The sequence below is a fragment of the Burkholderia humptydooensis genome, assembly GCF_001513745.1.
Lineage (GTDB): Bacteria > Pseudomonadota > Gammaproteobacteria > Burkholderiales > Burkholderiaceae > Burkholderia > Burkholderia humptydooensis.
Genome location: NZ_CP013382.1, coordinates 1,478,556 through 1,502,866 on the forward strand (window position 1 = coordinate 1,478,556; position 24,311 = coordinate 1,502,866).

Here is a 24,311-nt window from a genome sequence, read left to right on the forward strand (position 1 = left end):
CCCGATGTCCGCGTCCGCCTCCACGCCCGCGACCACCCACGGCGCCGCCGACGCGCCGCTCGCGCTCGACGTGCGGCGCGTCGTCAAGCGCTTCGGCGGCGTCGCCGCGCTGCGCAGCGCGTCGCTCGCGGTGCCGCGCGGCACCGTGCACGGGCTGATCGGCCAGAACGGCGCGGGCAAGTCGACGCTCGTCAAGATCCTCGCGGGCCTGCACGCGCCGGACGAAGGCGAGATCGCGGTCGGCGGCGCGCCGCTCGCCGCGGGCGGCGCCGGTTCCGTCTCCGATGGCGGCTTCGCCCGCCGCCGCGCCGCGGGAATCGGCTTCATCCACCAGGAGCGGCTGCTGCCCGCGACCTTTACGGTCGCCGAGGCGCTGTTCTTCCCGCACCCGCCGACGCTCGGCGGCCGCGCGTCGCGGCTCGCCCGCCTGCTGCCGCTCGATGTCGGGCGGATGCGCCGCGACTGTCGCGCGGTGCTGCACGCGCAATTCGGCGTCGATCTGCCGCCCGATCGGCTGATCGGCGAGCTGTCCGTTGCCGAGCAGCAGATCGTGCAGATCACGCGCGCGCTGATCGGGCGCCACGAGATCCTCGTGTTCGACGAGCCGACCGCGGCGCTCGTGTCGAGCGAGGTCGACCGGCTGCTGCAGACGATCGAGCGGCTGCGCGCCGACGGGCACACGATCCTCTACGTGTCGCATTACCTGAACGAGATCGCGCGCGTGTGCGATCGCGTGAGCGTGCTGCGCGACGGCGCCGACGTCGCGCACTTCGACGCGCGCGACGTATCGCGCGACGCGCTCGTCGCCGCGATGATCGGCGCGCCGCATCCCGTCGCCCGCGCCGGCGCGGCCGCCGGCATCCAGGCCGACGCCCGGCCCGACGCGCCAACCGGCCCCGCCCCCGCGCAGCCCGGCGGGCGCGCTGCGCCGCGCGCGCCGGGCGCGATCGCGCTCGAAGCCCGCGACCTCGCGCTGCCCGGCCGCTTCGGCCCGGTGTCGCTCACGGTGCGGCGCGGCGAAGTCGTCGGGCTGACGGGCGTGCTCGGCTCGGGCGGCAAGGACGTGATCCGCGCGCTGTTCGGCCTCGCGCGCGGCGTGCGCGGCGACATCGCGATCGACGCTCGCTCCGTGCGCGTGCGCCGGCCGCGCGACGCGGTCGCGCACGGCATCGCGCTCGTGCCGGAAAACCGCGCCGCGCACGGCGTCGCGCTCGCGCTGTCGGTGCGCGAGAACGTCGTGCTCGCGAGCCTGCCGAGCGTGTCGCGGTTCGGCTTCGTGCGCGGCCGCCGCGAAGCCGGCGCGGCCCAGGCGCTGATCCGGCAGCTCGACATCCGCCCCGCGCGCGCCGACTGGCCGGTGCGCTTCCTGTCGGGCGGCAACCAGCAGAAGGTCGCGCTCGCGAAGTGGCTCGGGCGCGCGTCGACGGTCTATCTGCTCGACGAGCCGACGGTCGGCGTCGACGTCGGCGCGAAAGCGCAGATCTACGCGCTGATCGATACGCTCGCGCGCTCGGGCGCGGCGGTGCTGCTGTTCTCGAGCGACCTGACCGAGCTGCTCGACGTGACGGACCGCGTGTACGTGATGGCGCGCGGCGAGATCGTCGCGCAGTGCGCATCCGCCGAGACGACGACGCAGGACGTGCTCGCGTGGGCGACGCTCGCGCGCGGCGCGCGGCACGGCGGCGCCGGCGCGCACGATGCGGTGGAGCGCGCCGCAGCGCCGGGCAACGCAAACGCGGCGCCGCCCGCGGCGGAGGCGGCGGCATGAGCGGCGGCGCATTCGATCTCGGCCGCGCGAGCGCGGCGACGCAACGCACGCGGGACGCATCTTCCGCGCCGTCCGCGCCTTCCGCGCAAGACGCGCACGCGCACGCGCGCGAGCGCGCCATCGACCGACGCCTGCTGCTGCGCAGCGGCGCGTGGCTGGCGCTCGCGCTCGTGTTCGCGGGCTTTTCCGCGAGCTCGCCGCTGTTCCTCACGTTCGCGAACCTCGGCAACGTGCTGCAGCAAAGCGCCGTCACCGGCCTGCTCGCGTTCGGCCTGACGATCGTGATGATCGGCGGCGGCGCGGACGCGATCAAGGGCGGGCTCGATCTGTCGATCGCCGCGAATCTCGGCCTGTGCGCGGCCGTGTTCGCGACGCTCACGCGCGGCGGCCAGAGCGATGCGCTCGCGCTCGCCGCGACCTGCGCGGCCGGCGTCGCGGTCGGCGCGCTCAATGCGTGGGCGGTCGCGTGGCTGCGCATCCTGCCGCTCCTCGCGACGCTGACGACGATGAACGTCTGCGCGGGCCTCGAGCTCGTGCTGACCGAGAACACGCCGGTATCGTCGGCGAGCCCGCTCGTCGCCGCGCTCGCCGGCGCGGGGCCGTTCGGCGCGCCGTGGCTCGCGTATGCGCTCGTCGGCGTCGCGGCCGTGCTCGGCGCGCTCGTCCATCGCACCCGTTACGGGCTGCGGCTGCACGCGGTCGGCGCGCATCGCGCGGCGGCGCTCGCCGCGGGCGTCGACGCGCGCCGCTACGTCGCGTCGAGCTATGTCGCGAGCGGCCTGTCCGCCGCGCTCGCCGCACTCGCGTCATCCGCGCTGCTGAGCGGCAGCGCGCCCGGCGCGAGCGATGATCTGCTGCCCGTCGTCGCGGCGGTGCTGCTCGGCGTCGTGTTCTCGCGCCGGCTCGTGCCGACGATTCCCGGCACGCTCGTCGCCGTGCTGTTCGTCGGCATGCTCGCGAACGGGTTTCAGTTGAACAACGTGTCGAGCTACTGGGTCAGCGGCGTCGAGGGCGCGCTGATCCTGTTCGTCGTCGCGGCCGTCGCGCTGCTGCGCCGACGCCAGTCGGAGGGGCCGTTCGATGCCTGACGCAGCCGATCGTCTGTCGCGCTTCGCCGCGCTCGGCGCGCTCGTCGCCGTCCTCGCGTTCTTCGCAGCCGCGGCGCCCGGCTTCGCGACGCTCGCGAACGTCGAGCGCGTGCTCGTCAACAACTTCGCGCTCCTCGCGATCGCCGCGCTCGGGATGACGCTCGCGCTGTCGATCGGGGCGATCGATCTGTCGCTCGGCACCGCGATCGACGTCGCGAGCCTTGCGTTCGTCTCGGCGCTCGCGCATCGCGCGGGCTTCACGGGCGCCGCGCTCGCGGGCCTCGGCGCGGCGCTCGCGGTCGGCGCGGGCAATGCGCTCCTCGTCACGCGGCTTGGCATCGCGCCGTTTCTCGCGACGCTCGGCACGCTCTTCATCGGCCAGACGATCCAGCAGCTCGCGACGGGCGGCGGGCAGCCGATCTATCTGCTGAGCGCCGCCCCGCCGGCCGCGTTCGACGCGCTCGCGCACGGCGCCTGGCTCGGCGTCGCGGCGCCGCTGTGGATCGTCGCCGCGCTCGCGCTCGCGCTGCACGTCGCGCTCGAGCACTCGACGCTCGGCCGGCAGGCGCGCGCGCTCGGCGCGCAGCCGGGCGTCGCGCGCCATTCGGGGCTGCGCGTCGGCGCGCTGGCCGCGGGCGCGTTCGTCGCGAGCGCGCTCGTCTACGGCGTCGCCGGACTCGTGCTGTCGTCGACGGTCAAGTCGTACGCGCCGCAAGCGGGCAACGCGTATCTGCTGAACGCGATCGGCGCGACGTTCATCGGCGCGACGCTGTCCGCGGCTCGCCGGCCGAACGTCGCCGGCACGCTGATCGGCGTGCTGCTCGTGAGCTTCGTCGCGAACGGGCTGCTGCTGATCGGCTGGAACTTCTACTGGCAGCAAGTGGCGAGCGGCGCGCTCGTGTTCGCGGTGCTCGTGCTCGGCTCGGGATTCGGGCGGGGGCGGCTCGCGCGGGAAGCGGGATAGATCGCCTGGACGCAGCGCGTGCGCCGCCCGCGCGACCGACGGCCCGGCCGATGCCGCGCCCGCTCAGCGCAGGCCCGCCGTCCAGTCGAGCGCCGCGTCGAACAGCGCGACGCCTTCCGGCGACAGATTGCCGAACGTGTCGTTGTTCAGGAAGAACATCACGCGGCGCGCGGGCGCGAGCGCTTCGTAATCCATCGTCGCGCCCTTTTCGTACGCGAAGATCGCCGCCTTGTCCGGCTCGCCGTAGACGGTCGCGACGATGCTCGCGCCGAGCCCGGGCTTGCCCCAGCTCATCGACGCGCGCCGGCCGTAGACGTTCGTCGCGCCCGCCGGCAGCCCCGCCGCGATCGGATGCGGCGCGTTCACGAGCCACAGATGGCGCTCCTTGCCCGTCTCGCCGAAATCGACGTCATGACGCTTGCCGGTCATCGCGAGATCGTCGAGCAGATCGTTCTCCCACGTCAGCAGCGGCTTCGCGAGCGTGCGCCAGCCGCGCGCGACGCGCTTGCTCGACACCGTCGACGAGATGATCACGAGGTCGGCGTCGGCCGCGGCTTCCACGGGCTGCGCTTCGTCGACGAGCCGCACCGCATAGCCGCGCGATTCCAGATGCGCCTTCGCCTGCTCGTCGGTCTTCAGGTTGGGCCCGCCGAGCTGGACGAGCATCGCGATGCGCTTGCCCGCGCCCACCTTCGGCGCGTCGCCGGGCGCGGGCGTCGCCTCGGCCGCGTGCGCGGAAACGGGCGCGGCCGCCGCGACAACGGCCGCCGCAACAGCGGCAACGCCGCATGCGAGCGCCGCGCCGCCCAGGCCGCGCAGCACGCGGCGGCGCGCGGGCGCCGGACGATCAGATCGTTGCTTCATCGGTTTCTCCAAGCGCGCTTCGCGCCGTGCGGCGCACGGCCCGAAGCGCGCGTCGTCGATTCAAAAAAATCCGCCTTGAAAAACGGCGCCACGCTTCAGAACTGCAGCGTCGTCAGCAGCGACACCTGCCGCGCGTCGCCGACCGATACGAAGAACCGGTTCACGCTCGACGGGTAATACGTGCGGTTGAACAGGTTCTTCACGTTCAACTGGAACTGCAGATTCTGCTTGCCGATCCGCGTGTCGTAGGTCGCGAACGCGTCGGCGGTCGCGTATGCGGGCAGCGTGAAGCTGTTCGCCGAATCGCCCGGCCGCGCGCCGACGTAGCGCCCCGCCGCGCCGACGCGCAGATCGTCGCCGCCGAACACCGTGCCCACGTCGTAGACGGCCGCGAGCGACGCCGTGTGCCGCGCGACGTTCCACAGCCGGTTGCCCGCGTACAGCGGATCTTCGGTCGTCTTCGCGTCGATGTACGCGTAGCTCGCGATCACGTTCCAGCGCTCGCCGATCCGCCCCGACACGTCGAGTTCGATCCCGCGCGAGCGCGCGCGGCCGGACGTGCGCCAGTCGGTCTGGCTCGTCGCGTCGTTGTACTGCGACACGAGCACGTTCTTCTTGTCGATGTCGAAGAACGCGAGCGTGCCCGCGAGGCCGCCCGGCATGTCGAGCTTCGCGCCGAGCTCCCACGACGCGCCCTCCTCGGGCGCGGTCGAGCCGTCGATCACGTAGCCGCCCGACATCGGCGCGATCTTCGACGTCGGCTTCAGCGACTGCGTGTAGCTGCCGTACAGCGAAAGCGCGTCGTTCCACTTGTAGACGATGCCCGCGCGCGGCAGCCACTTCGTGCCGCTCAGGTTCGTGTTGACCTGGAACGGCCGGCCGCGCCCCGCGAGCTGGCTGTAGCGGACGAAGCGCGCGCCGCCGACGAGAATCCACTTATCGGTCAGGTGGATGCTGTCCTGGAAGAACACCGAGGCGGTGTGCAGCGTGTCGCTCTGGTCGCTGTCGGACGCCGACACGCTCGTCGACGGCGAAATCAGCCCGTAGGTCGGGTTCAGGTAGCTGAACGGCGTCCTGATCGACTGGCGCAGCATGTCCGCGCGGTAGACCTGCCGGTATTCGCTGTCGACGCCGAACTGCACGTCGTGCCGCATCCCGGCGAGCGTCACGCGGCCGTCGAGGTACGCGATTGCGTAGCTGTCGGTGCTGCGCGAGCCATGCGTGGCGTCGTTGCTGCGCGTGAGCGTGCCGTTGGCCGGGTCGACCGCCGTGATGCGAATCTGGTTCGCGTCATACGTCTCCCGGTTGTAGCTGTAGCCGAGGTGCGCCTTCCAGTCGGGCGCGAGCTGGTGGTCGACCGTGAGCTGCGCGAGATTCGATTCGCCGCGCATGTCGTTGAACGGCTCGTCGAGCCGGCGGCGCGCCGGGATCGCGAGCGGCGCGTTGGTGCGCGGATCGAGCGCGGTGCCGCGGTCGAACGGCATCAGGAAGCGCCGGTACTCGTAGGACAGCACCACTTGCGTATCGCGCCCATACCACGCGAGCGACGGCGCGACGAGCGTCTCGCGATGCTCGCCGTAGTTGCGCCAGTACTGCTCGTTCGTCTGATCGACGATCAGCCGGTACGCAAGCCGCGAATCGCCGATCGCGCCCGTCGAGTCGAACGTCGCTTCGCCGCCGTTCCTGCCGTGCCCGTATGTCGAGCCGAGCACCGAGACCACGTGGCGGCGCGCGAGCTGCGGCTCTTTCGTGACCACGTTGATCACGCCGCCCGGGTCCATGATCCCGTACAGCAGCGACGCCGGCCCCTTCAGCACTTCGACGCTGTCCGCCGTCGCGTTCAGCGAGCGGCCCTGCACGATCGGCATCCCGTTGCGCATCACCGAGCCGTCGCGGTTGTCGCCGAAGCCGCGCTTCATCACCGTGTCCTGCGTGCTGCCGAGCGTGTTGCCCTGCGTGATGCCGCTCACGTTCGCGAGCGCGTCGTCGAGGTTGCGCGGGCGCTGGTCGCGCAGCACCTGCGGCGGAACCACGTTGACGGCCTGCGGCACCTCGGCGAGCGGCGCGTCGCTGCGCAGCCCCGCCGCCTCGCGCGGCGGGCGATAGCTGTCCGCATGCGGGCCGCTCGCGCGCACCGCGACGGTCGGCAGCGTCGTGTCGGTCGCGAGCGCCGTCCCCGCGCCCGGTGCGGCCGGCGCGGCGGGCAGCCTGACGAGCGTGTAGCCGCCGCTCGGCTGCCGGACCGCGACGAGGCCCGTGCCCGTCAGCAGCCGGTCGAGCGCCGCGGCCGCCTCCGCGCGGCCGTGCAGGCCGGGGCTGTGCAGGCCCGCGGTCAGCTCGCCCGGGAACGACAGCAGGATGCCTGCCTCGCGGCCGAAGCGGGTCAGCGCGGCGTCGAGCGGCCCGGCTGGAATGTCGTACGTGCGCGTCGCGGCGGCCGGCTCGGCCGCACGCGATGCGCCGGGCGCGGCGAATGCCGAGAACAGCGCGGCGGCGGCCACGCTCGCGACAACGCGGCGCGGCGCGAACTGCGGCGCAGCCGCGTTGCTTCGCCGGCGCCCGCCGCGCTGCGCCGCATGCGCACGGCTGGGCGCGCGCGCGATGCGCGCGTCGGACGCGGCCGGCTCGAGCGAAGCGGCCGGCGCGCCGGCGCACGCGTGGCGAGAATGGCGATTGCGGAATGAATCCATGATCGATGACTCGTTGACGATGGGTGGAATGCAGCCTTCATTTCCCATGTCACGCGAACATCGAAAACAGCTCAGGCCCGGCGAGAATTTTTTTTGGAAGCGTTCAGGATTCCAAAAGCGCTCGGCGCGCGCTCATTCGCGCGCCGCGACGACCGTCACCCAGTAGCGGGTCAGGTACTCGACGTCGACGGGCAGCGTCTCGCGCAGCGTGTCGAGGATGCGGTCGGTGTCGTCGAGCGGGTACGTGCCCGACACGCGCAGGTTCGCGACCGCCGCGCCGCAACGCACGCGGCCTGGGCGGTAGCGCTCGACCTCGGCCAGCAGGTCGGCGAGGCGCAGGTTCGATGCGACGAGAATGCCGTCCGCCCACGCGCCCGCGTCGCCTCCGATCGCGCGCGGCGGCCCGGCGAGCGCGTCGCGCGTGAAGTCCGCGCGCTGCCCCGCAGAGATCAACGGCGGTTCGCCCGCCGCGCGCAGCGGCGCGATCCGCACCGCGCCGTCGAACACGTCGACGCGCGTCGCGTCGCCGCGCTCGCGCACCGAGAAGCGCGTGCCGACCGGGCGCACGTCGCCGTGCGCGGTCGCGATCACGAGCGGACGGGCGACCGCGCGCGCCGCATCGTGGCCGCTCGTCACCATGATCTCGCCGCGCAACAGGCGCACGCCGCGCGTCGTGTCGTCGAAACGGATGTCGATCGCGGTGTCGGTGTCGAGGACGACCGTCGTGCCGTCCGCGAGCGCGATCGTGCGCCGCTCGCCGACGGCCGTGCGCACGTCCGCGCCCCACGCGCGCCACGGCGCGTATGCGCCGCCCGTCCAGGCGGCGCCGCCCGCGAACAGCAGCGCCGCGAGCGCCTTGACCGCCGCGCGCCGTCCGCGCGAGCGCGGCGGCAGCAGCGCGGCGCGGGCGGCCTGCGCGCTCAGCGTATCGGCGACATGGCCGAGCCGCCCGTTGACGGCCTCGATGTGCCGCCACGCGGCGTCGTGCGCCGGATGCTCGGCGCGCCAGCGCGCGAGACGCGCGCGCATCGCGTCGGTCGCGTGGCCCGAGCCGAGCTCGACCCACCATTCGACCGCGCGGCGCGCGACGGGCGCGGGCACCGCGGGCGGGCCGCCGGCCGGCTTCGCGCCGCTCATGCGGCGATCGCGAAGTAGCACTGCGCGCCCGCCTTCACCAGGTAGCGCTTGACGGTCGCGAGCGACACGCGCAGTTCGGCCGCGATCTGCGCGTGCGTCATCCCGTCGAGCTGCGCGAGCAGGTACGCGCGCCTGACCGCGGCGGGCAGCCCGTCGAGCCTCCGGTCGATCTCCACGAGCGTCTCGAACAGGATCGCGCGCGTCTCCGGCGACGGCGCGACCGCCTCCGGCAACTGCGCGAGCGCGTCGAGATACGCGCGCTCGAGCCGCTCGCGCCGCCAGTGGTTGTACAGCACGCGCTGCGCGACGGTCGTCAGGAACGCGCGCGGCTCGGCCGCGCCGATCGGCTCGTCGCGCGCGAGCAGGCGGATGAACGTGTCGTGAACGAGATCGGCCGCGCGCTCGCCGCAGCCGAGCTTCTTCGACAGCCAGCCGTGCAGCCAGCCGCGATGACCGGAGTAGAGCGCAGCGATCTCCCGCTGCAGGTGCAGAGTGTTGGCCGGCATGGACGTGATCCCCCCGGACCATCGCGCCGGGATGCTGTTTTGTAAATGCGAATGATTATTATATACAAATTTGTAACCGGACGGTGAACGAGACGACCCGGTCTGTGGGGCCGTCGCGACGCTTCGGTGCTGCAACGCCAACTCCAGCCGGAAGCCGACGACGACACGTCATTCCGGCGCCCGTGCAGCGGTCGCGCGGCGCAGGCGCTGCGCGAGGCGGATGGCCCGGCCGGATCGTGCTGATCGACGCGGAACCGCATCGCCGTACGAGCGGCCGCCGCTGTCGAAAGCGGTGCTGACGGGCGAGCGCGGCGCTGGACAGTGCGGCTTGCGCCCGCTCGCCGCGTGGCGCGACGACCGCATCGGGCATGTCGTCGCGACGGTCGCGCGGATCGATCCGTCGGCGCCGAGATCCACTTCCATTTCGATGTGAACGAGCGGCTCGTTGCCATGAGCGGCTTCGGCCCGGCGGCCGGATTCGCGAAGGAGATGAAGCTCGCGCGGATGATCGTCGAGCGCGGCGACGCGTTCGCGCCGGACCGGCTCGCCGATCCGGCCGTCAGGTTGAAGGCGTTGTTGTGACGGGCGCACCGGCCTCGATCGCCGGCAAAAGCCGGCTTGCGACCGTCCCGCAAAAGACCGGCTCGACGGAGCCGGTCAGGACCACGCCGCTGCGCCCGTCCCACTGCACCGTCACCGCGCCCCCGTCGCATTCGACGTCGACGGTGTCGTCCAGCAGGCCGCGCCGAATCCCGCCGACCGCCGCGCCGCACGAGCAGGAACCCGATCCGAGCGGGATGCCGCCGCCGCGCTCCCAGATGCGCAGGCGAATGCGGCCGCGGTCGATCACCTGGACGAAGTGCACGTTCGTCCTGTTGCGGAACAGCGGATCGGCTTCGATCCTGGGCCCGATGGCCGCCACGTCGACGGCGGCCAGATCGCTGACGAAGAACGTGCAATGCGGATTGCCCATGCTGCACGCGGTCGGACTGCCGGGAAGCGGCAACGCGTTCGTGTCTGCCGGCTCGGCGAGCGGGATGTCGCGCCAGCCGAGCAGCGGCTTGCCCATGTCGACCGACACGCGTTGCGCCGCGTCCCGCGCGCAGGTCAGCAAGCCTCGGCGGGTGCTCAGCACGACCGACGAGGTCCCCGCCTCGCGCATCAGCATGTCCGCCACGCCGCGCGTGGCGCTGCCGCAGGTGTCGAGAGCCGTGCCGTTCGCATTCCAGAACTGCACGCGCGCGGTCGCATCGTCGCAGTCGAGCACGACGGCGAGCTGATTGAAGCCGATGCCGCGATTGCGGTCGCCGAGGCGCCGGGCGATTTCGCTCGTGATCGGATCGATCCCGCCGCGCGCGTCGATCACGACGAAGTCGTCACCGTGCGCGTGCATCTTGGCAAATCGTATTGTCACGCGATGTCCCGTTTTCGATCGATTGGTCTTCCAACGGCGGTCTCGGCGCCGATCGCCCGATTCTCGCCCATCATGCCGATTCCGCAGCCGATTCTACGTGAATCCGCGAATGCGCCTCGTCAGACGAGGGACCGCTCCGTGCGTGCCGCCGCTTGCCGCCGCTTCGCCTCGCGGCCGACGGCACGCCCGTCAGCGCGCCCGAAACCGCGTCGGCGCGCGCGTTGACGAGGCACGGCAAGCCCCGCCCGCACCCGCGCCGAGGAACGACGCGGCGGGCCATTTCCGGCGATGCGGCGCGGCGGTTCCTCGGGCCCGCCGCCCCGCTCCGTCACGGCCTCGCGACGTGCCACATGCCGCCGAAGCCGTCGCCGTTGTGCTGGCCGGGCTTCGTATCGCCGGAAAACCGGTACAGCGGATGCCCCTTGTACGTCCACTGACGCTTGCCGCCCGCCGCGGCGATGAAGCCGAGGCCGCCGCCCGGCCTGTCGTACGCGTCGGCGAGCGCGGCCGGCCAATTCGCCGTGCAGCCGCCCTTGCACGCGCTCTGGCCGGGCATCGTGTCCCGGTCGAACGTGTAGAGCGTCATGCCGTCGTCGTCGACGACCATGCCGTTCGACTCCTTCGGCGGCTCCGCGAGCGCCGCGGCCGGCACCGCGCACGCGATCGCGATCAGCAGAATCTTGATCATGAGGACTGCTCCTCCAATGAAGAAAAACACACGTGCGGGCTTACGGACCTGCGCGCGCCCTGACAAACTCGGCGCGAATGCGCAGTTGCACGTCGTCGCCGACGGCGGGCAGCCAGCGCGACAGGCCGAACGCGGTCCGGCTGAAGTGACCGTCCGCGACGAACGCGAGCGTGCGCGCCGCGTCGGGCGTGGGTCGCCCGGGCGATTCGCGCGGTTCGGGCGATTCCGGCGGTTCGGTGCCGCGCCGGGCCGCGCGCTGCCGAACGGCGTTGCCGCTCGGGACGATGCGGCTCGCATCCGCGTCGCGCGGCATCGCATCGGGCGAATCGGCATCGCCCAGCGCCGCATCGCGCGTGCGCGCGTCATATGGCCCGAATTCGCGCCGGCCCCGCGCCTCGCGCCGCCAGGCCGAGTCGCGCTCGCCGCCGTCGCGCGCGTCGGCGCCCGGCTGCCCGGCGTCGAAGCGCACGGCGAGCGTGATCGGCCGCGTCGTCGCGCGGATCGTCAGATCGCCGGTCAAGCGGGCCGTCGCCGCGCCGGTGCGCTCGAATCGCGTGCCGACGAAGCGGATCTCCGGGTAGCGCGCGACGTCGAGCATCGCCGAACCCTTCACGAGCGCGGCGACGAACGGCACGTTCGCGCCGAGGCTCGCCGCATCGACCGTCACGTCGACGCGGCTCGCGAGCCGATCGTCGTCGCCGCCGGCCAGTTCCGCGTGCATTCGCGTGAAGCGCATCGTCAGATGCGCGTGCCAGAAATTGTCGACGCGGAACGTGACGCCGGAGTGCCGAGGGTCGAGCCGGTAGCGCGGAGCGGGATGCGGCGACGCGGCGAGCGTGCCGGCCGGCTCGGCGCCGGACACGTCTGCCGCGCCGGCCGGAGCCGACGTGCCTGACGGGCGTGACGCATCCGCCGCGCCCAACACGCCCGAGACGCCCGAGACGCCCGACGCACCCGCCGCATCCGCCGCGCCCACGCCCGGCGCGAGCCACGCGCCGACCGCGCACGCAAGCGCCGCGACGACTGCTTTCGCGGATGAACCGGCGGCCCCCATGATCGACTCTTCGGTTGCCTCGACGTCGCGGCCCGGCTCGCGCCTATCGCCACCGCTCCGGATGGCCGCCGAGCTCGCCGCAGACGTCGGCCGCGATCGCGCGCAGCCGGTCTTCGGCGATCTGGCCGGAGAGCGCGTACGCGGTGCGTTCGCTGACCCAGTAGAACGTGCGCCGCTCGCCGTCGCGCAGCAGCCGGACCGCCGTCTCGCGCTGCGAGGACGCGCTCACGTAGAGCGCGAGCCGTCCCCCGGCCGCGTTTTCATACATGAACTGCGCGGCGGGGCCGGTCGCGCCCGGCAGCAGCCGTCCGCCGAGCAGCGCGAAACCGTACTCGTCGAGCGAAGGCGCGGCGATCCGGCGGCCGACGCGCGTCGACAGCCAGGCGGCGAGCGCGCCGTCGCGGCCGCCTGCGATCTCGACCGGATGGCGCGCGTCGGGCGCGTAGACCGCATACGCGTGATCCGCCTCATGCGCGAACGCAGCCTGCACGCCCGCGGGCGCGCCCCATTGCGGCGCGAGCGCACCGCCCAGCCAGCCGAGTGCGACGCCCGCCGCCAGCGCGCCGCCCGCGAACGCGGCGCGCCGCCACCACGGCGTGCGCACGCGCAGCACGATGCATGGGCCGCTGCGCTGCGCGACGGGATCGGCGAACAACGCCCGCAGCGCCGCGCGCTGCGCGCGATAGTGCGACACGACGCCGGCCGCGCGTGGGTCTGCCGCGAGCCGCTCGGCGATCGCGCGGCGCTCCGCGTCGGGCAGTTCGCCGTCGACGAACGCCGACAGCGCGAAAAGCCCCGGTTCGTCGGATTCCGGTGCGACGGTGGGATCGGGATCGTCGCTCATCGATGATGTCTCGCAGCGGTGAATGACAACGGCGGCCGAAGCGGCGCGTCGGTCAGCAGCGCGCGCATGTGCTCCCGCGCGCGCGACAGCCGCGACATCACCGTGCCGACCGGCACGCCGAGCACCGCCGCCGCCTCCTGATAGCTCAGCTCCTCCACGCAGACGAGCAGCAGCGCTTCGCGCTGCTCGAGCGGCAGCCGGTACAGCATCCGCTGCACGTCGCGCAGCACGAGCGCGTCGACCTGGCCGACGGGCGCCTCGAGCGTGCGCCACGGGCCGTCGTCGTCGTCGACGGCGAATTCGCGGCGCGCGCGCAACTGATCGATGTACAAGTGGCGCAGGATCGTCAGCAGCCACGCGCGCAGGTTGCTGTCGGGCCGAAACGCGCTCATTCGCGACAATGCGCGCTCGGCGGTGTCCTGTACGAGATCGTCGGCCCACGCGGGATCGCCCGTCAGCGCGCGCGCATAGCGGCGCAACTGCGGCAGCCAGCCGACGACGTCCGATTCGAAGCTCACGCGCGGCGCCGTCGCTCAATACCCGCTGCCGCCGGCGCCCCGGCCGTAGCCGCTCGCCGGCGTCGCATGGCCGGCCGGCGACATGTCGTCCGACGACGCGCAGCCCGCCGACAGCATCAGCGCGAGCAGCGCGAATACGGCTGAAAGCATCCGTGTCGATTTCATTTCCGCCTCCGGGCGGCGCATCGGTCGGGTCCGGGCGTCGCGCGCACGCCGCGGCGGGCGGCGCCCCATGCCTGCGAAAACGAACGCCGCGCGTGCTTTATTCCTTTGTTCGCGGTGTCATCACAAAGATAGGCGGGTTCGCGGACTTTTCACGTGCTGGAAAACGCTGTGGCGCGGCATCGGCGTCCCGGCGGACGTCGAACGTTCTTGCGCGTCAGCCGCGATGCCCGATCGCTCGCGCCCGCCCGACGACGCGGCGGCCGCGCCGCCCGCCCACGCCGCGCCCCACGCCCGCCCGTTTTTAGCGACAATTCGACCATTGCCCGTCGCGCCGCCGCGCGCGGCCGACCGCACCATCCGCATCACGACCACGACAGCCCACATGCCATCCCCAGTCAGGCCGCGCACGTACGGCATGCCCGAGCGCAGCGACCGCCTCGATTTCTACATCCGCGACGAGGCCACCCGCCGGGCGATCACCGAGCCGCACCGGCACGCGTACTTCCAGATCCAGTTCAACCTCGGCGGCGACACCGAGCAGCAGATCGGCGGGCTCACGCGAGCGTTCCCGCGCGGCGCGCTCGCGTTCGTGCTGCCGTACCGAGAGCATCTGATTGCGCATCCGCCGGGCGCGCACTTCGTCGTGATCAACTTCTCGCAGACGTTCCTGCGCGCGGATCTCGACGTCGATCCGCTCGATCTCGAGGACGTGTCCGCGCAGCGCGCGCCCGAACTCGCGCCGTTCCGCTTCCAGGAGCACCTCGACTTCATCCTGACGGGCGCGGCGTTCGACGACGCGCGCCGCCTCGCGCAGCGCATGCTCGAAGCGGACCGTGCGCGCACGTTCGGCTCGGTGCCGCTGTTGCGCGGCTACCTGCTGCAATTGATCGGGCTCGTCTGCACGCAGTACGCGGGGCCGCTCACGAAACTCGCGCAAAGCGGCGCGCATCGCACGGGCCGCCGCGACGCGTTCGCACGCGTGCTGCGCCACGTGCGCGCGAACCTGACGAACGACGCGCTGACGCTCGCGGGCACCGCGCGCGCGGCGTTCCTGTCGCCGAACTACCTCGCGCACCTGATCCGCAAGGAGACGGGCAGCACGTTCACCGATCTCGTCACCGAGCGGCGGATCGCGCTCGCGCAATCGCTGCTCGCGCACACGACGCGGCGCATCGCCGACATCGCGCACGCGGTCGGGTTTCGCGACGAAGGCTATTTCTCGCGGCGCTTTCGCGCATGCGTCGGCCTGTCGCCGAAGGAGTACCGCGATGCGAACGGCGCACTCGGCGCGGCCGACGTGGCCGACGTGCGCGGCGCGCGGAGTGCGGCGGGCCGCGGCGAAACGCCGGGCGCGCCCGGCGCGGCCGGCTCGAAAGGCGCGGCGCGGGCGGCCGCGAAGCCGCGCGCGTAGTTTTGTCCATGAAAACCACACATCCGTCGCATCGGCGCGTGGCCGGCGCCGGTATCGTCGATATGTCGACATGTCGACGACGCCAGCCGCGACGTCCGCCGCGACACGCGGCCGGGCGTCGCGCCGTCGAAGGCCGCCGCCCGCGCCTTCGCTTTCCGGCTCCCGCTTTCCAACACCTTTTCAGAGACTCCAAGATGACCGATTACGTATTCGCGCCGCCCGCCGTTCCGTCCGTCGAGATCGCCGGCTCCGCCGCGCGCTTTCCGGTGCGCCGCGTGTTCTGCGTCGGCCGCAACTACGCGGACCACGCGCGCGAGATGGGCGCCGATCCGAACCGCGAGCCGCCGTTCTTCTTCACGAAGCCGGCCGACGCGATCGTGCCCGCGAGCGGCACGGTGCCGTACCCGACGCTCACGTCCGACCTGCATCACGAGATCGAGCTCGTGATCGCGATCGGCCGCGGCGGGCGCGCGATCGCCGCCGACGCGGCACTCGATCACGTGTGGGGCTATGGCGTCGGCGTCGACCTGACGCGGCGCGACTTGCAGGCCCAGGCGAAGAAGGCCGGCCGGCCGTGGGACTGGGCGAAGGGCTTCGACGCGTCGGGCCCGCTGACAGCGCTCCATCCGGCCGCGTCGATCGGCCATCCGCAACGCGGCCGGATCTGGCTCGCGGTCAACGGCGACGTGCGCCAGCAAGGCGAGCTCGCCGACATGATCTGGCCGATTCCCGACGTGATCGCGTATGCGTCGCGCGCGGTCGAGCTGCGCGCGGGCGACCTGATCTTCACCGGCACGCCGGCGGGCGTCGCCGCGTTGCAGCCGGGCGATCGCGTGACAGGGGGCGTCGACGGCGTCGCGTCGTTCGAGTTCGTCGTCGGGGAGCAGCCGGCGGCGTGAACTCGCGCGGGCCCGCCGCCCGGGCGCGCGGCGAAAGCCGGCAGGCCCGCCCGGCGGCGGGTGTGCGGCGCGTCGGCATATCGATTCATCGGTACATCCACGCATCGGCGCAACGCGACGCCGCGCGCCCGTCGTCACGAACCGGCCGCGCCGTCCGATTCCGATCGCCTCTGCCTCGACGGGCAACACACCGATCCGTACGAGCAGAACACGCAGCAATCGCCCGGCTTCGGACGCAGCAACGCGCCGCAGGCGCTGCATGCGTAGAAGAAAAGACAGGTGTCCTCCGGCATCGTCTCTCGCCGCGCGAAGCCGCAATGCGGACAAGTCAGCACGGATTCCCGCACGATCGCATTCATTGCTCCTCCTTCGGCGCGCGCATCCGCGAAGCGCGACCGGCGCGCGAATCGCGCCGCCTAGGTCCCCGCCCGCGCGTCGCCCGCCCGCAGCCAGCGCCGCCGCAGCCAGTGATCGACCGACAGCGCGCCCGCGCCGCGGCACAGCAGCACGAGCAGCATCGCCGCCCATTGGATGTGCGTCGGCCACGCTTGCGGATAGACGAAGATCTCGATGACGGACGTCATGCCGAGCAGCACCAGCGCCACGGGCCGCGTGGCGAGGCCGAGCACGAGCAGCACGGGCGCGCCGAGCTCGATCGACACCGCCAGGTACGCGGCCACGTCCGGCGGCAGCAGCGGCAGCCGGTACTCGTCGCGAAACAACGCGAGCGCCGCGTCCCAGTTCGCGAGCTTCGTCATCGCGGAATTCCAGAAAATCGTCGCCACCGCGAGCCGCAGCGGAATCGCCAGCAGCCAGTCGGGCACGCGCTGGAGCCGCTGCGCCAGTTGCAGCAGCGTCGCCGCGCAGCCGGCGCGCCGAGCGCCGCCGGAGCGGATCGGGCACGTCATGATCGCATCCCTCCGTCGATCGGGCCGACGCCGCCGGACTGCGCGGGCGAGTCGGCAAAACATCCGCGCGACAACAGCGCCGCGAAGAGCGCATGGCCGCCCACCCCAGGCGCGTTCGCGAGCGCCGCGCCGAGCGGCTCGCCCGCGAACAGCGCGGATGCGACCCGCCAATCCGCCTCGTCGAGCCTGAGCACCTCGATGCCGGCTTCGGTGCGCTGCGCGAGCAGATGCACGGGCGCGTCGTCGAGCCGGATTGCCGCCAGCGCGCGATCGTCCCGTTCGAGCGTCGCACGCCAGATCGCGTCGGCCGGATACGCGCAGCCCAGCAGCCGCGCAGCCGGATGCGGCCGCAGCCGAAGCGCGCGCAGCGCCGGCGCGCCGAGCCCCGCGAGGCGCGCGAGATCGAGCGCCGCGGCGTCCGGTGCATGCAGCGCGAGATTCACTTGCCATTCGAGACGCGCGACGTCGGCCAGATACGGCACCGAAGCGGCCTGCGGCATCCGCGCGAGAAATTCGGGAAAGCCCGCGCCGTACTCGTCGAGCCACGCGCTCGCCGGCGGCGACGAACCGGCGAACCGGCGGGCCGCGCCTGCGAAGAACGCCGCGCCGACCACCCGCTCGGTCGCCGGGAACGCGAGCCGCAGCGCATTCAGCAGCACGCTCGCGGAGGTGTTCCGGTAGACGCGAAGACGCGCGTCCGGCGCGAGGCCGTCCGGCAGCACCCAGTCCGCCGCGCCCGCGCCCGCGCCCGCGCCAACGTCAGCGTCAGCGTCAGCGCCCGACAGGCTGCGACGAACGGCTTGCTGCAATTCAGCCAGCGTAGGCGGCCGCGCTCGCATCGCGCACCTCCTCCAGCGCCGACTCGGCGATCGCCGCTTCCCGCATCAACGTGCCGAGGGGCGGCACATCGTTGTCCCATTCGATCAGCGTCGGCACCGCGCCGAAGCGGCGCAGCGCGATGCGATACAGCGCCCAGACCTCGGGCGCGACGCGCGAGCCGTGGTCGTCGATGCGCAGCACGCGGCCGCCGCCGAGCGGCGTCACGCGATGGCCGGCCAGATGTATCTCGCCGACCGAGGCGGGCGGCAGCGCCGCCAGATAAGTCAGCGGGTCCCAGCCGTGGTTGCACGCGCTCACGTGGATGTTGTTGACGTCGCAAAGAATGCCGCAGCCGGTGCGCCGCGCGAGCGCCGCGAGGAATTCCCATTCGGGCATCGTCGAATGCGCGAACCGCAGATAGGTCGAGGGGTTCTCGACGAGAATCCGTCGACCGAGCGCCGTCTGCACCTGATCGACGTGGCGGCTCACGACGTCGAGCGCCTCGTCGGTCATCGGCAGCGGCAGCAGATCGGCGAGATACGCGCCGCCCACCGCGCTCCACGCGAGATGCTCGGACACGAGCGCCGGCTGGAAGCGCGCGACCGCGTCGCGCACGCGCGCCAGGTGCACGGCGTCGATCCCGTCGGCGCTGCCGAGCGACAGGCCGACGCCGTGCAGCGACAGCGGGTAGTCGCGCCGGATCGCATCCAGCACGCGCGGCGCCGCGCCGCCGCCCATGTAATTCTCGGTGTGCACTTCGAACCACGCGACGGCGGGCCGGCGCCTGAGCACCGTCCGATGATGGCGAAAACGCAAGCCGATGCCCGCCCGCGCCGCAAGCGCGCCGGCCGGGGCGCCGCCGCGCGGCGCGGGCATCGGCGTCGAACCCGTGCTCATGATCGGAGGACGCGCGTCAGCCCGCCTTCAGCGTGCCGCCCGCGATCTTGCTGCAATCGCCCGCGGGAAGCAGCACGAACGATTGGGGATCGCGCGCCCGGCTCGCCTGCCCCGCGCACGAATGCGCGCCCTCAGCGCAGTCGTTCTTCGCGACCGCGTTGACGCCGTAACACTTTTCGAGCTTGTTTTGCGCCATCCTTGCCATGTTGTCCTTGACGATCTGCGGCATGCCGCTCGTGTCCTTCATGCCCTGCGCCGCGGCGGGCGCGGCCTGCATCGCGAGCGCGACGCCGATCGCCGCGGACAGCGACGAAACGCTCAAAGCGGATCTGCTCATGGTGTCTTCTCCTGAAAAGGCGGTTGCGATCGCGGGATGCGACCTTGTCAGAAACTTCGCTCCGGCGCGACAAAAGGTTACGCGGCGCGATACGGATTTCCTGCGTCGCGCCGCCGCCTCCGAGCGTGGACGACCATGACCGACGACATCCGACATGACGGCGCGCGACTCCGGACGAACGAGCCGGACGCCGCCCCGAGCGCGCCAGACGACGCCTGCGCGCGGCCCGCGATCCGCGCGGACGGCTCGCCCGACTGGTCGACGCTGATGGCGCGCGCGCAGGCGGGCGACCGGGACGCGTACCGGCGCCTGCTCGCGAGCGTCACGCCGTATCTGCGGCGCTTCGCGGCGCGGCACGGCGTCCACGCGGACGCCGTCGAGGACGTCGTGCAGGACATCCTGATCACCGTCCACGAGGTGCGCCGCACATACGACCCCGGCCGGCCGTTCGGCCCGTGGCTCGTGGCGATCGCGGGCCGGCGCGTGGTCGACGCGCTGCGGCGCTCGGGACGCGCCGCGGCCCGGGAGGTCCCGCTCGATCCGGAGCATGAAACCTTGCCCGCCGCCGGAGCGAATCTCATGGAAGAAACCGCCGACGCCCGGACGCTGCGCGACATGCTGGGCCGGCTGCCGGCCGGACAGCGCGACGCGATCCGATTGCTGAAGCTCGAGGAAATGTCGTTGAAGGAGGCGGCGCTCGCGACCGGGATGACCGTCGCCGCCTTGAAGGTCGCCGTGCATCGCGGGATCGCGACGCTGCGCAGGCTGCTGCAAGAACGCGAGGAGGAGCGCCGATGAGGTCCACCGACGAACTGATCGAATCGCTCGTCGACGACGCCGCGCCCGTCCGGCGCCTGCGCGCGCCGGCGTGGCGGGCGGCCGGCTGGCTGCTGTTCGCCGCCGCGCTGCTCGCCTGCGTGGCCGTCGCGCACGGCGCGAGGCCCGATCTGCCGCTCAGGCTGCACGAGCCGCTGTTCGCGACGCGCGTGGCCGCCGCGGCGGCGACCGGCGTGCTGGCGGCCGTCGCGGCGTTCGTGGTCGGCGTTCCGGGGCGTTCGCTGCGCTGGCTGCTGTTGCCGATGCCCGCGTTCGTCGCCTGGATGTCGACGATCGGCTACGGGTGCCTCACGGACTGGGTCGAGATCGGTCCGGCCGGCATATCGGCCGGCGAGACGCTGCGCTGCTTCGCGACGTTGACGCTCGTCGGCGCGCCGTTGTCGCTCGCGCTGCTGCTGATGTCGCGCCACGTCGCGCGGCTCGCGCCGGCGCCCGCGGCGGCCGCGGGCGGTCTCGCGGTGTCCGCGCTGTCCGCCGTCGCGCTCTCGCTGCTCCATCCGATCGACGCGACGGCGATGATCCTCGTGTGGAACGTCGGCGTGGCGGCGCTCCTGTCGCTGGCCGGCGCGCGGTATGGGCGCGGCCTGCTCGGATGGGCTTCGCGATGAGGATCGGGCGGCATGGCCCGCGGGGAGCGATCGCGAACGCGTTATGATGGGCGGCTTTTCATCAGATCATTCGTGGTTCTCTTCATGTCCGGCAACACTTTCTGGCTCGCGGCTCCGTGGGCCGCCCTCTTCGCCGCCGCGCTCGCGGCCGTCTGGTTTCCCAAGCTGCGCGCGGCGAGCGTCGGCCTCGGCGCGCTCGGCTATGCGGGCGCGTTCGCGGTCGGCCTGATGGCGCCCGTCGCGCTCGCGCCGATCGCGCTTCTCGCCGCCGCCGCGTATGCGGTTGCGCCGCAGCGCCATGCGGCCGTTCGCGTCGCCGGGCACGTCGTGTTCGTCGCGCTCGCGGTTGCGCTGATGCTCCACTGGCTGCCGGGATTTCACAACCCGCGCGTGATCGGCCCCGTGCGCTACACGCCCGACGCCGCGCCGTTCTCGATGTACCTGAATCTCGACAAGCCGCTCGTCGGCTTCTGGCTGCTGTGGGTGCTGCCGTGGCTGCAGCCGATCGACGATCGCGCGCGCGCCTGGCGCTCGGGCATCGTCGCGGCCGTCGCGACGTCGGCGGTCTGCCTCGTGTTCGCGCTCGGCGTCGGCCTCGTCGGCTGGGCGCCAAAGTGGCCCGAATCGGCCTGGCTGTGGTTCGCGAACAATCTGCTGTTCGTCTGCTTCGCCGAGGAGGCGCTGTTCCGAGGCTATCTGCAAGGCGGGCTGGGCCGGCTGCTCGCGAACCGCGTGCCGGCTTCGGGCGCAGTCGCGCTCGGCGCGGCCGCGCTGCTGTTCGGCGCCGCGCATGTCGCGGGCGGCTGGCAATGGGTCGCGCTCGCCACCGTCGCGGGCGTCGGCTACGGGCTCGCGTATCGCGCAGGCGGGCTGCAGGCGGCGGTGCTCGCGCACGTCGGCCTGAATCTCGCGCATTTCGGGCTGTTCACGTATCCGATGGTCGCGGGGGCGCGCTGAGCGCTCTCCCGCGCGCGGCCGGTTCCGCCGCGCGCGGGAGAGCCGGCCGCGCGCCGCATCGCCCGGACCGTCACTTCACCTGATCGGCGATCGGCTGCAGGAACTCGGAGAAGCCCGTCAGCATGATCTGCACGCCGACGCACAGCAGCAGGAACGCCGACACGCGCATCGCGACCTTCGTCCCGTCGGTGCCGAGATAGCGCGCGAGGAACGCCGCGCGGCTGTACGTCTGCCAGATCACGAGCGCGGCGAGCGCCGACACCGCGACCGACACGATGCTCGACAGCAGGAACTCCGACAGCTTGTGCGTGCGGTTCGCGTTCAGCGCGATCGCGGTTGCGATCGAGCCGGGGCCCGTGGTCAGCGGAATCGTCAGCGGGAAGAACGCGCGCGCCATCGCGTTGCGCGGCTCGACAGGCGTCGCCGCGGTGTCGCCGCCCGTTGGCACGTCGGGCTCGTTGAGCATCTGCCAGCCGGCCACGGCGACCGCGAGGCCGCCGCCGATTCTCAGCGCCTCGAGCGAGATCCCGAAGAAATGCAGGATCGGCGTGCCGACGAAGAACGCGGCGAGCAGCACGACGAACGCATTGATCGCGACCTTGCGCGCGAGCGCCGCGCGCTGCGCCTCCGTCAGCGACTCGGTGCGCTCGAGGAAGAGGAACGCGATGCCGAACGGATTGATGATGCCCATGAGGCCGGTGAAGCCGAACAGGGTTTCGGAGATCAGGCGGTCGACGATCATCGGGAAGCGGGGGGACGAAGAACGGTTATCGGAGGCCGCTCGCGCGGCCGCGCCATTGTAGAGCATGCGCGAGCGCGCGCATCGTCCGCGCGCCATGCGTTGACCGCCCTCGCCGATCCGCTATTCGCCGGGTTCGCCGTCGATGCAGAACGCCCAGTAGAACGCGGGCAGATTGCCGGGTTTTGGGGCGCGGGCGTCGATCCATCCGAAACGATCGTGCTCGTCGCTGATCGCGATCGCATGCCCGTCGAACTCGCACCGGAAACAGACGATCAGCACGTGCCCGCCGGGCACGACTTCGCATGATCGGCTGCCCGCGTAGCGCATCGACGTGATGGTCAGCGCGCATTCTTCCAATACTTCCCGGCGCAGCGCCGCTTCGAGGGATTCGCCGGATTCCGGGCGTCCGCCCGGCAGTTCCCATTCGCCGCGCGGATTACGCAGGAACAGCACCGCGTTGCCGCTTCGGATGATCGCCTTGACGCTCGTCGTGACCATTGTGTTCGTTGTCCTCATGTTGATTCGATGGCCGGCGGCTAGACACCGATGATGCCGACCGAACCCGGCGCATCGTCGCGCGGCGAGCCGCCCAGGCCGACTACACGGTCATCGACCGGCGAACCGTCGCCCGGGTTCCCGCCTCCGCTTCCCCCGACCTCGCGCGACGCGAACGGCCCGACGATCGAATCGACGCGGCGCAGGGGACACGTCCGCGGCTTCGCCGCATGCCGCGCCGCCGGGCGGCGCCCTCTCACGCCGCCTTGCCGCGCCTGTCGATCACCCGCTTCGCCTTGCCCGTCGTGCCGCTCGACGCGTGCACGCGCACCACCTGCTCGCGCGGCACCGCGAACAGGCCGAACGGCTAGTTCTCGCGCAAGTCGTCCTTCGTCGAGAGCGGGAATTTCGCGAGGTCGGCGAGCGTCTTCAGGTCGTCCGGATGGCGTGCCGCCGGCCGCTCGCCGAAGCGCCGCACGGCCGGGCGCCGGATTTCGGTGCCGGACCGCCTGTTAGAATCCCTGCTCGCGCCCTGCCACGACCAAGGACACTTCATGCCGATCTCATCGTCCGCTCTCCCGCGCTGGACGCTCGCCGCCCCGCTCGCCGCCTGGCTGGTGCTAGCGCTGTCGCGCGTCGTGCCGGCCGAAGGCTTCGTCATCGCATTCGTCGCCGCCGCGCTCGCGGGCGCCGTGTTCTCCGCCGTTCATCACGCCGAAGTCGTCGCGCATCGCGTCGGCGAGCCGTTCGGCACGCTCGTGCTCGCGATCGCCGTCACCGTGATCGAGGTCGCGCTGATCGTGTCGGTGATGCTGTCGGCCGGCCCAGAGAAGGCGGGGCTCGCGCGCGACACCGTGTTCGCCGCGGTGATGATCGTCTGCAACGGGATCGTCGGGCTGTGCCTGCTCGTCGGCGGCTGGAAGCACGGCGAGCAGGATTTCCAGGGGCGCGGCGCGACGAAGGCGCTCGCGGTGCTCGCGTCGCTGTCGGTGCTCTCGCTCGTGATGCCGAACTATCTGAGCGCCGCGCCCGGCCCGCGGCTGTCGACGTCGCAGCTCGCGTTCGCCGGCGTATCGTCGCTCGTGCTGTACGGCGTGTTCGTGTTCGTGCAGACGGTCCGCCACCGCGACTACTTCCTGATCGACGGCAGCGCCGACGAATCCATCCACGCGGTGCCGCCGAGCGGGCGCACCGCGCTCACGAGCATCGTGTTCCTGTTCGTGAGCCTCGTCGCGGTCGTGCTGCTCGCGAAGCTCCTGTCGCCTGCGGTCGAGCGCACGGTGCTCCGGCTCGGCGCGCCCGAGGCGGCCGTCGGCATCGTGATCGCCGCGCTCGTGCTGCTGCCCGAAGGGCTCGCCGCCGTCGGCGCGGCGCGCGCGAACCGGCTGCAGACGAGCATGAACCTCGCGCTCGGCTCCGCGCTCGCGAGCATCGGCCTGACTATCCCGACCGTCGCCGCGGTGTTCATCTGGACGGGCAACCCGCTCACGCTCGGCATCGGCGCGATGGAGACGGTGCTGCTGTCGCTCACGCTCCTCGTCAGCACGCTGACGCTCAGCATGGGGCGCACGACGGTGCTGCACGGCGTCGTGCATCTGTCGCTGTTCGCCGCGTATCTGTTCCTGTCGGTCACGCACTGACCGCGCACCGGCGCGGCAGGCATGCTCTTCCGGCCCGCCCCGGCCGACGCCGGCGATCGGC

General features: G+C 72.4%; 27 protein-coding genes and 2 pseudogenes. 11 read left to right on the forward strand and 18 right to left on the reverse strand.

Translation table 11 applies throughout. The features are described from left to right. Positions 1-4 precede the first annotated feature (4 nt). From AQ610_RS25555 to AQ610_RS25565, 3 genes are read left to right on the forward strand one after another with little or no spacing between them, the layout of a single operon-like run. Positions 5-1,768, forward strand: a complete 1,764-nt coding sequence (locus AQ610_RS25555; RefSeq protein ID WP_006027297.1) for a sugar ABC transporter ATP-binding protein — start codon at positions 5-7, stop codon at positions 1,766-1,768. Beyond that, the gene (locus tag AQ610_RS25560) at positions 1,765-2,856 is read left to right on the forward strand and encodes an ABC transporter permease (RefSeq protein ID WP_006027298.1); all 1,092 of its coding nucleotides are present in this window, start codon (positions 1,765-1,767) and stop codon (positions 2,854-2,856) included. Before AQ610_RS25555 ends, AQ610_RS25560 begins: the two co-directional genes overlap by 4 nt. After that, entirely contained in the window at positions 2,849-3,820 is a 972-nt protein-coding gene (locus tag AQ610_RS25565; RefSeq protein ID WP_006027299.1) for an ABC transporter permease, read from the forward strand. Before AQ610_RS25560 ends, AQ610_RS25565 begins: the two co-directional genes overlap by 8 nt. Positions 3,821-3,883: 63 nt before the next feature. Here the strand turns inward: AQ610_RS25565 and AQ610_RS25570 are convergent, their stop codons facing one another. From AQ610_RS25570 to AQ610_RS25585, 4 genes are all read right to left on the reverse strand, one after another. Next, positions 3,884-4,684: a hypothetical protein gene (locus AQ610_RS25570; RefSeq protein ID WP_043282858.1), complete on the reverse strand. Its 801-nt coding sequence runs from the start codon at positions 4,682-4,684 to the stop codon at positions 3,884-3,886. A gap of 95 nt (positions 4,685-4,779) precedes the next feature. After that, a complete protein-coding gene (locus AQ610_RS25575; RefSeq protein ID WP_006027301.1) occupies positions 4,780-7,374 on the reverse strand; it encodes a TonB-dependent siderophore receptor in 2,595 nt (864 codons plus the stop codon). A 132-nt stretch (positions 7,375-7,506) separates the two neighbouring features. Continuing rightward, the gene (locus AQ610_RS25580) at positions 7,507-8,511 is read right to left on the reverse strand and encodes a FecR domain-containing protein (protein ID WP_006027302.1); all 1,005 of its coding nucleotides are present in this window, start codon (positions 8,509-8,511) and stop codon (positions 7,507-7,509) included. Beyond that, positions 8,508-9,017: a sigma-70 family RNA polymerase sigma factor gene (locus AQ610_RS25585; protein ID WP_006027303.1), complete on the reverse strand. Its 510-nt coding sequence runs from the start codon at positions 9,015-9,017 to the stop codon at positions 8,508-8,510. Before AQ610_RS25585 ends, AQ610_RS25580 begins: the two co-directional genes overlap by 4 nt. A 129-nt stretch (positions 9,018-9,146) precedes the next feature. On the opposite strand from AQ610_RS25585, the pseudogene AQ610_RS38435 reads away from it, so the two are divergent. Together AQ610_RS38435 and AQ610_RS37655 are read left to right on the forward strand one after the other, a co-directional pair. Then, a pseudogene (locus AQ610_RS38435) lies at positions 9,147-9,423 on the forward strand (hypothetical protein); the annotation flags it as partial. Between the two features lie 44 nt (positions 9,424-9,467). Then, a complete protein-coding gene (locus AQ610_RS37655) occupies positions 9,468-9,599 on the forward strand; it encodes a hypothetical protein (RefSeq protein WP_009914940.1) in 132 nt (43 codons plus the stop codon). Here the strand turns inward: AQ610_RS37655 and dapF are convergent. The 6 genes from dapF to AQ610_RS32035 form a co-directional block, all read right to left on the reverse strand. Beyond that, complete coding sequence (dapF, locus tag AQ610_RS25595; protein WP_041862086.1) at positions 9,577-10,431, reverse strand: diaminopimelate epimerase; 855 nt, start codon at positions 10,429-10,431, stop codon at positions 9,577-9,579. The genes AQ610_RS37655 and dapF overlap by 23 nt on opposite strands. 328 nt (positions 10,432-10,759) lie before the next feature. Beyond that, the gene (locus tag AQ610_RS25600; RefSeq protein ID WP_006027307.1) at positions 10,760-11,119 is read right to left on the reverse strand and encodes a COG4315 family predicted lipoprotein; all 360 of its coding nucleotides are present in this window, start codon (positions 11,117-11,119) and stop codon (positions 10,760-10,762) included. A gap of 40 nt (positions 11,120-11,159) precedes the next feature. Then, positions 11,160-12,173, reverse strand: coding sequence for a YceI family protein (locus AQ610_RS25605; RefSeq protein WP_006027308.1), 1,014 nt, complete (start codon positions 12,171-12,173; stop codon positions 11,160-11,162). A 43-nt stretch (positions 12,174-12,216) separates the two neighbouring features. Continuing rightward, positions 12,217-13,017: an anti-sigma factor family protein gene (locus tag AQ610_RS25610; protein WP_006027309.1), complete on the reverse strand. Its 801-nt coding sequence runs from the start codon at positions 13,015-13,017 to the stop codon at positions 12,217-12,219. Continuing rightward, on the reverse strand, positions 13,014-13,535 hold the full coding sequence (locus AQ610_RS25615) for a sigma-70 family RNA polymerase sigma factor (protein WP_006027310.1): 522 nt from the start codon (positions 13,533-13,535) through the stop codon (positions 13,014-13,016). Before AQ610_RS25615 ends, AQ610_RS25610 begins: the two co-directional genes overlap by 4 nt. Before the next feature lie 15 nt (positions 13,536-13,550). After that, the gene (locus AQ610_RS32035) at positions 13,551-13,700 is read right to left on the reverse strand and encodes a hypothetical protein (RefSeq protein WP_156436741.1); all 150 of its coding nucleotides are present in this window, start codon (positions 13,698-13,700) and stop codon (positions 13,551-13,553) included. Between the two features lie 415 nt (positions 13,701-14,115). Between AQ610_RS32035 and AQ610_RS25625 the strand changes: the two genes are divergently transcribed. Together AQ610_RS25625 and AQ610_RS25630 are read left to right on the forward strand one after the other, a co-directional pair. Then, complete coding sequence (locus AQ610_RS25625) at positions 14,116-15,111, forward strand: helix-turn-helix transcriptional regulator (protein WP_006027313.1); 996 nt, start codon at positions 14,116-14,118, stop codon at positions 15,109-15,111. A 194-nt stretch (positions 15,112-15,305) separates the two neighbouring features. Further along, positions 15,306-16,010, forward strand: a complete 705-nt coding sequence (locus AQ610_RS25630) for a fumarylacetoacetate hydrolase family protein (protein ID WP_006027314.1) — start codon at positions 15,306-15,308, stop codon at positions 16,008-16,010. A 134-nt stretch (positions 16,011-16,144) separates the two neighbouring features. On the opposite strand, the gene AQ610_RS37660 is transcribed toward AQ610_RS25630, so the two are convergent. From AQ610_RS37660 to bufA1, 5 genes are read right to left on the reverse strand one after another with little or no spacing between them, the layout of a single operon-like run. Further along, positions 16,145-16,369, reverse strand: coding sequence for a GDCCVxC domain-containing (seleno)protein (locus tag AQ610_RS37660; RefSeq protein ID WP_009914927.1), 225 nt, complete (start codon positions 16,367-16,369; stop codon positions 16,145-16,147). Positions 16,370-16,426: 57 nt separating this feature from the next. Then, positions 16,427-16,918, reverse strand: coding sequence for a DoxX family protein (locus AQ610_RS25640; protein ID WP_006027316.1), 492 nt, complete (start codon positions 16,916-16,918; stop codon positions 16,427-16,429). Further along, complete coding sequence (locus AQ610_RS25645) at positions 16,915-17,757, reverse strand: HvfC/BufC family peptide modification chaperone (protein ID WP_043282756.1); 843 nt, start codon at positions 17,755-17,757, stop codon at positions 16,915-16,917. The genes AQ610_RS25640 and AQ610_RS25645 overlap by 4 nt, the downstream gene beginning before the upstream one ends. Next, on the reverse strand, positions 17,729-18,613 hold the full coding sequence (bufB, locus tag AQ610_RS25650) for an MNIO family bufferin maturase (protein WP_006027318.1): 885 nt from the start codon (positions 18,611-18,613) through the stop codon (positions 17,729-17,731). Before bufB ends, AQ610_RS25645 begins: the two co-directional genes overlap by 29 nt. 37 nt (positions 18,614-18,650) lie before the next feature. Next, positions 18,651-18,971, reverse strand: a complete 321-nt coding sequence (gene bufA1 / locus AQ610_RS25655; RefSeq protein WP_041862084.1) for a BufA1 family periplasmic bufferin-type metallophore — start codon at positions 18,969-18,971, stop codon at positions 18,651-18,653. A 135-nt stretch (positions 18,972-19,106) separates the two neighbouring features. Between bufA1 and AQ610_RS25660 the strand changes: the two genes are divergently transcribed. From AQ610_RS25660 to AQ610_RS25670, 3 genes are all read left to right on the forward strand, one after another. Next, positions 19,107-19,769 carry a sigma-70 family RNA polymerase sigma factor gene (locus tag AQ610_RS25660; RefSeq protein WP_006027320.1) on the forward strand — a complete coding sequence of 221 codons (663 nt, stop codon included), beginning with the start codon at positions 19,107-19,109 and terminating at the stop codon, positions 19,767-19,769. Further along, on the forward strand, positions 19,766-20,416 hold the full coding sequence (locus tag AQ610_RS25665; RefSeq protein WP_006027321.1) for an NrsF family protein: 651 nt from the start codon (positions 19,766-19,768) through the stop codon (positions 20,414-20,416). The genes AQ610_RS25660 and AQ610_RS25665 overlap by 4 nt, the downstream gene beginning before the upstream one ends. A gap of 84 nt (positions 20,417-20,500) precedes the next feature. Then, positions 20,501-21,373 (forward strand): CPBP family intramembrane glutamic endopeptidase, encoded by an 873-nt coding sequence (locus AQ610_RS25670; RefSeq protein WP_006027322.1) that lies wholly within the window; start codon positions 20,501-20,503, stop codon positions 21,371-21,373. Positions 21,374-21,443: 70 nt separating this feature from the next. Here the strand turns inward: AQ610_RS25670 and AQ610_RS25675 are convergent, their stop codons facing one another. The 3 genes and pseudogenes from AQ610_RS25675 to AQ610_RS34845 all read right to left on the reverse strand — a co-directional run. Next, a complete protein-coding gene (locus AQ610_RS25675; protein ID WP_009914923.1) occupies positions 21,444-22,115 on the reverse strand; it encodes a MarC family protein in 672 nt (223 codons plus the stop codon). A 120-nt stretch (positions 22,116-22,235) separates the two neighbouring features. Next, positions 22,236-22,613, reverse strand: coding sequence for an NUDIX domain-containing protein (locus AQ610_RS25680; RefSeq protein ID WP_006027324.1), 378 nt, complete (start codon positions 22,611-22,613; stop codon positions 22,236-22,238). A gap of 292 nt (positions 22,614-22,905) precedes the next feature. Beyond that, positions 22,906-23,064 (reverse strand): annotated as a pseudogene (locus AQ610_RS34845) (phenylacetate--CoA ligase); the annotation flags it as partial. A gap of 100 nt (positions 23,065-23,164) precedes the next feature. On the opposite strand from AQ610_RS34845, the gene AQ610_RS25690 reads away from it, so the two are divergent. Then, positions 23,165-24,250: a calcium:cation antiporter gene (locus AQ610_RS25690; protein WP_009914918.1), complete on the forward strand. Its 1,086-nt coding sequence runs from the start codon at positions 23,165-23,167 to the stop codon at positions 24,248-24,250. Positions 24,251-24,311: the final 61 nt, after the last annotated feature.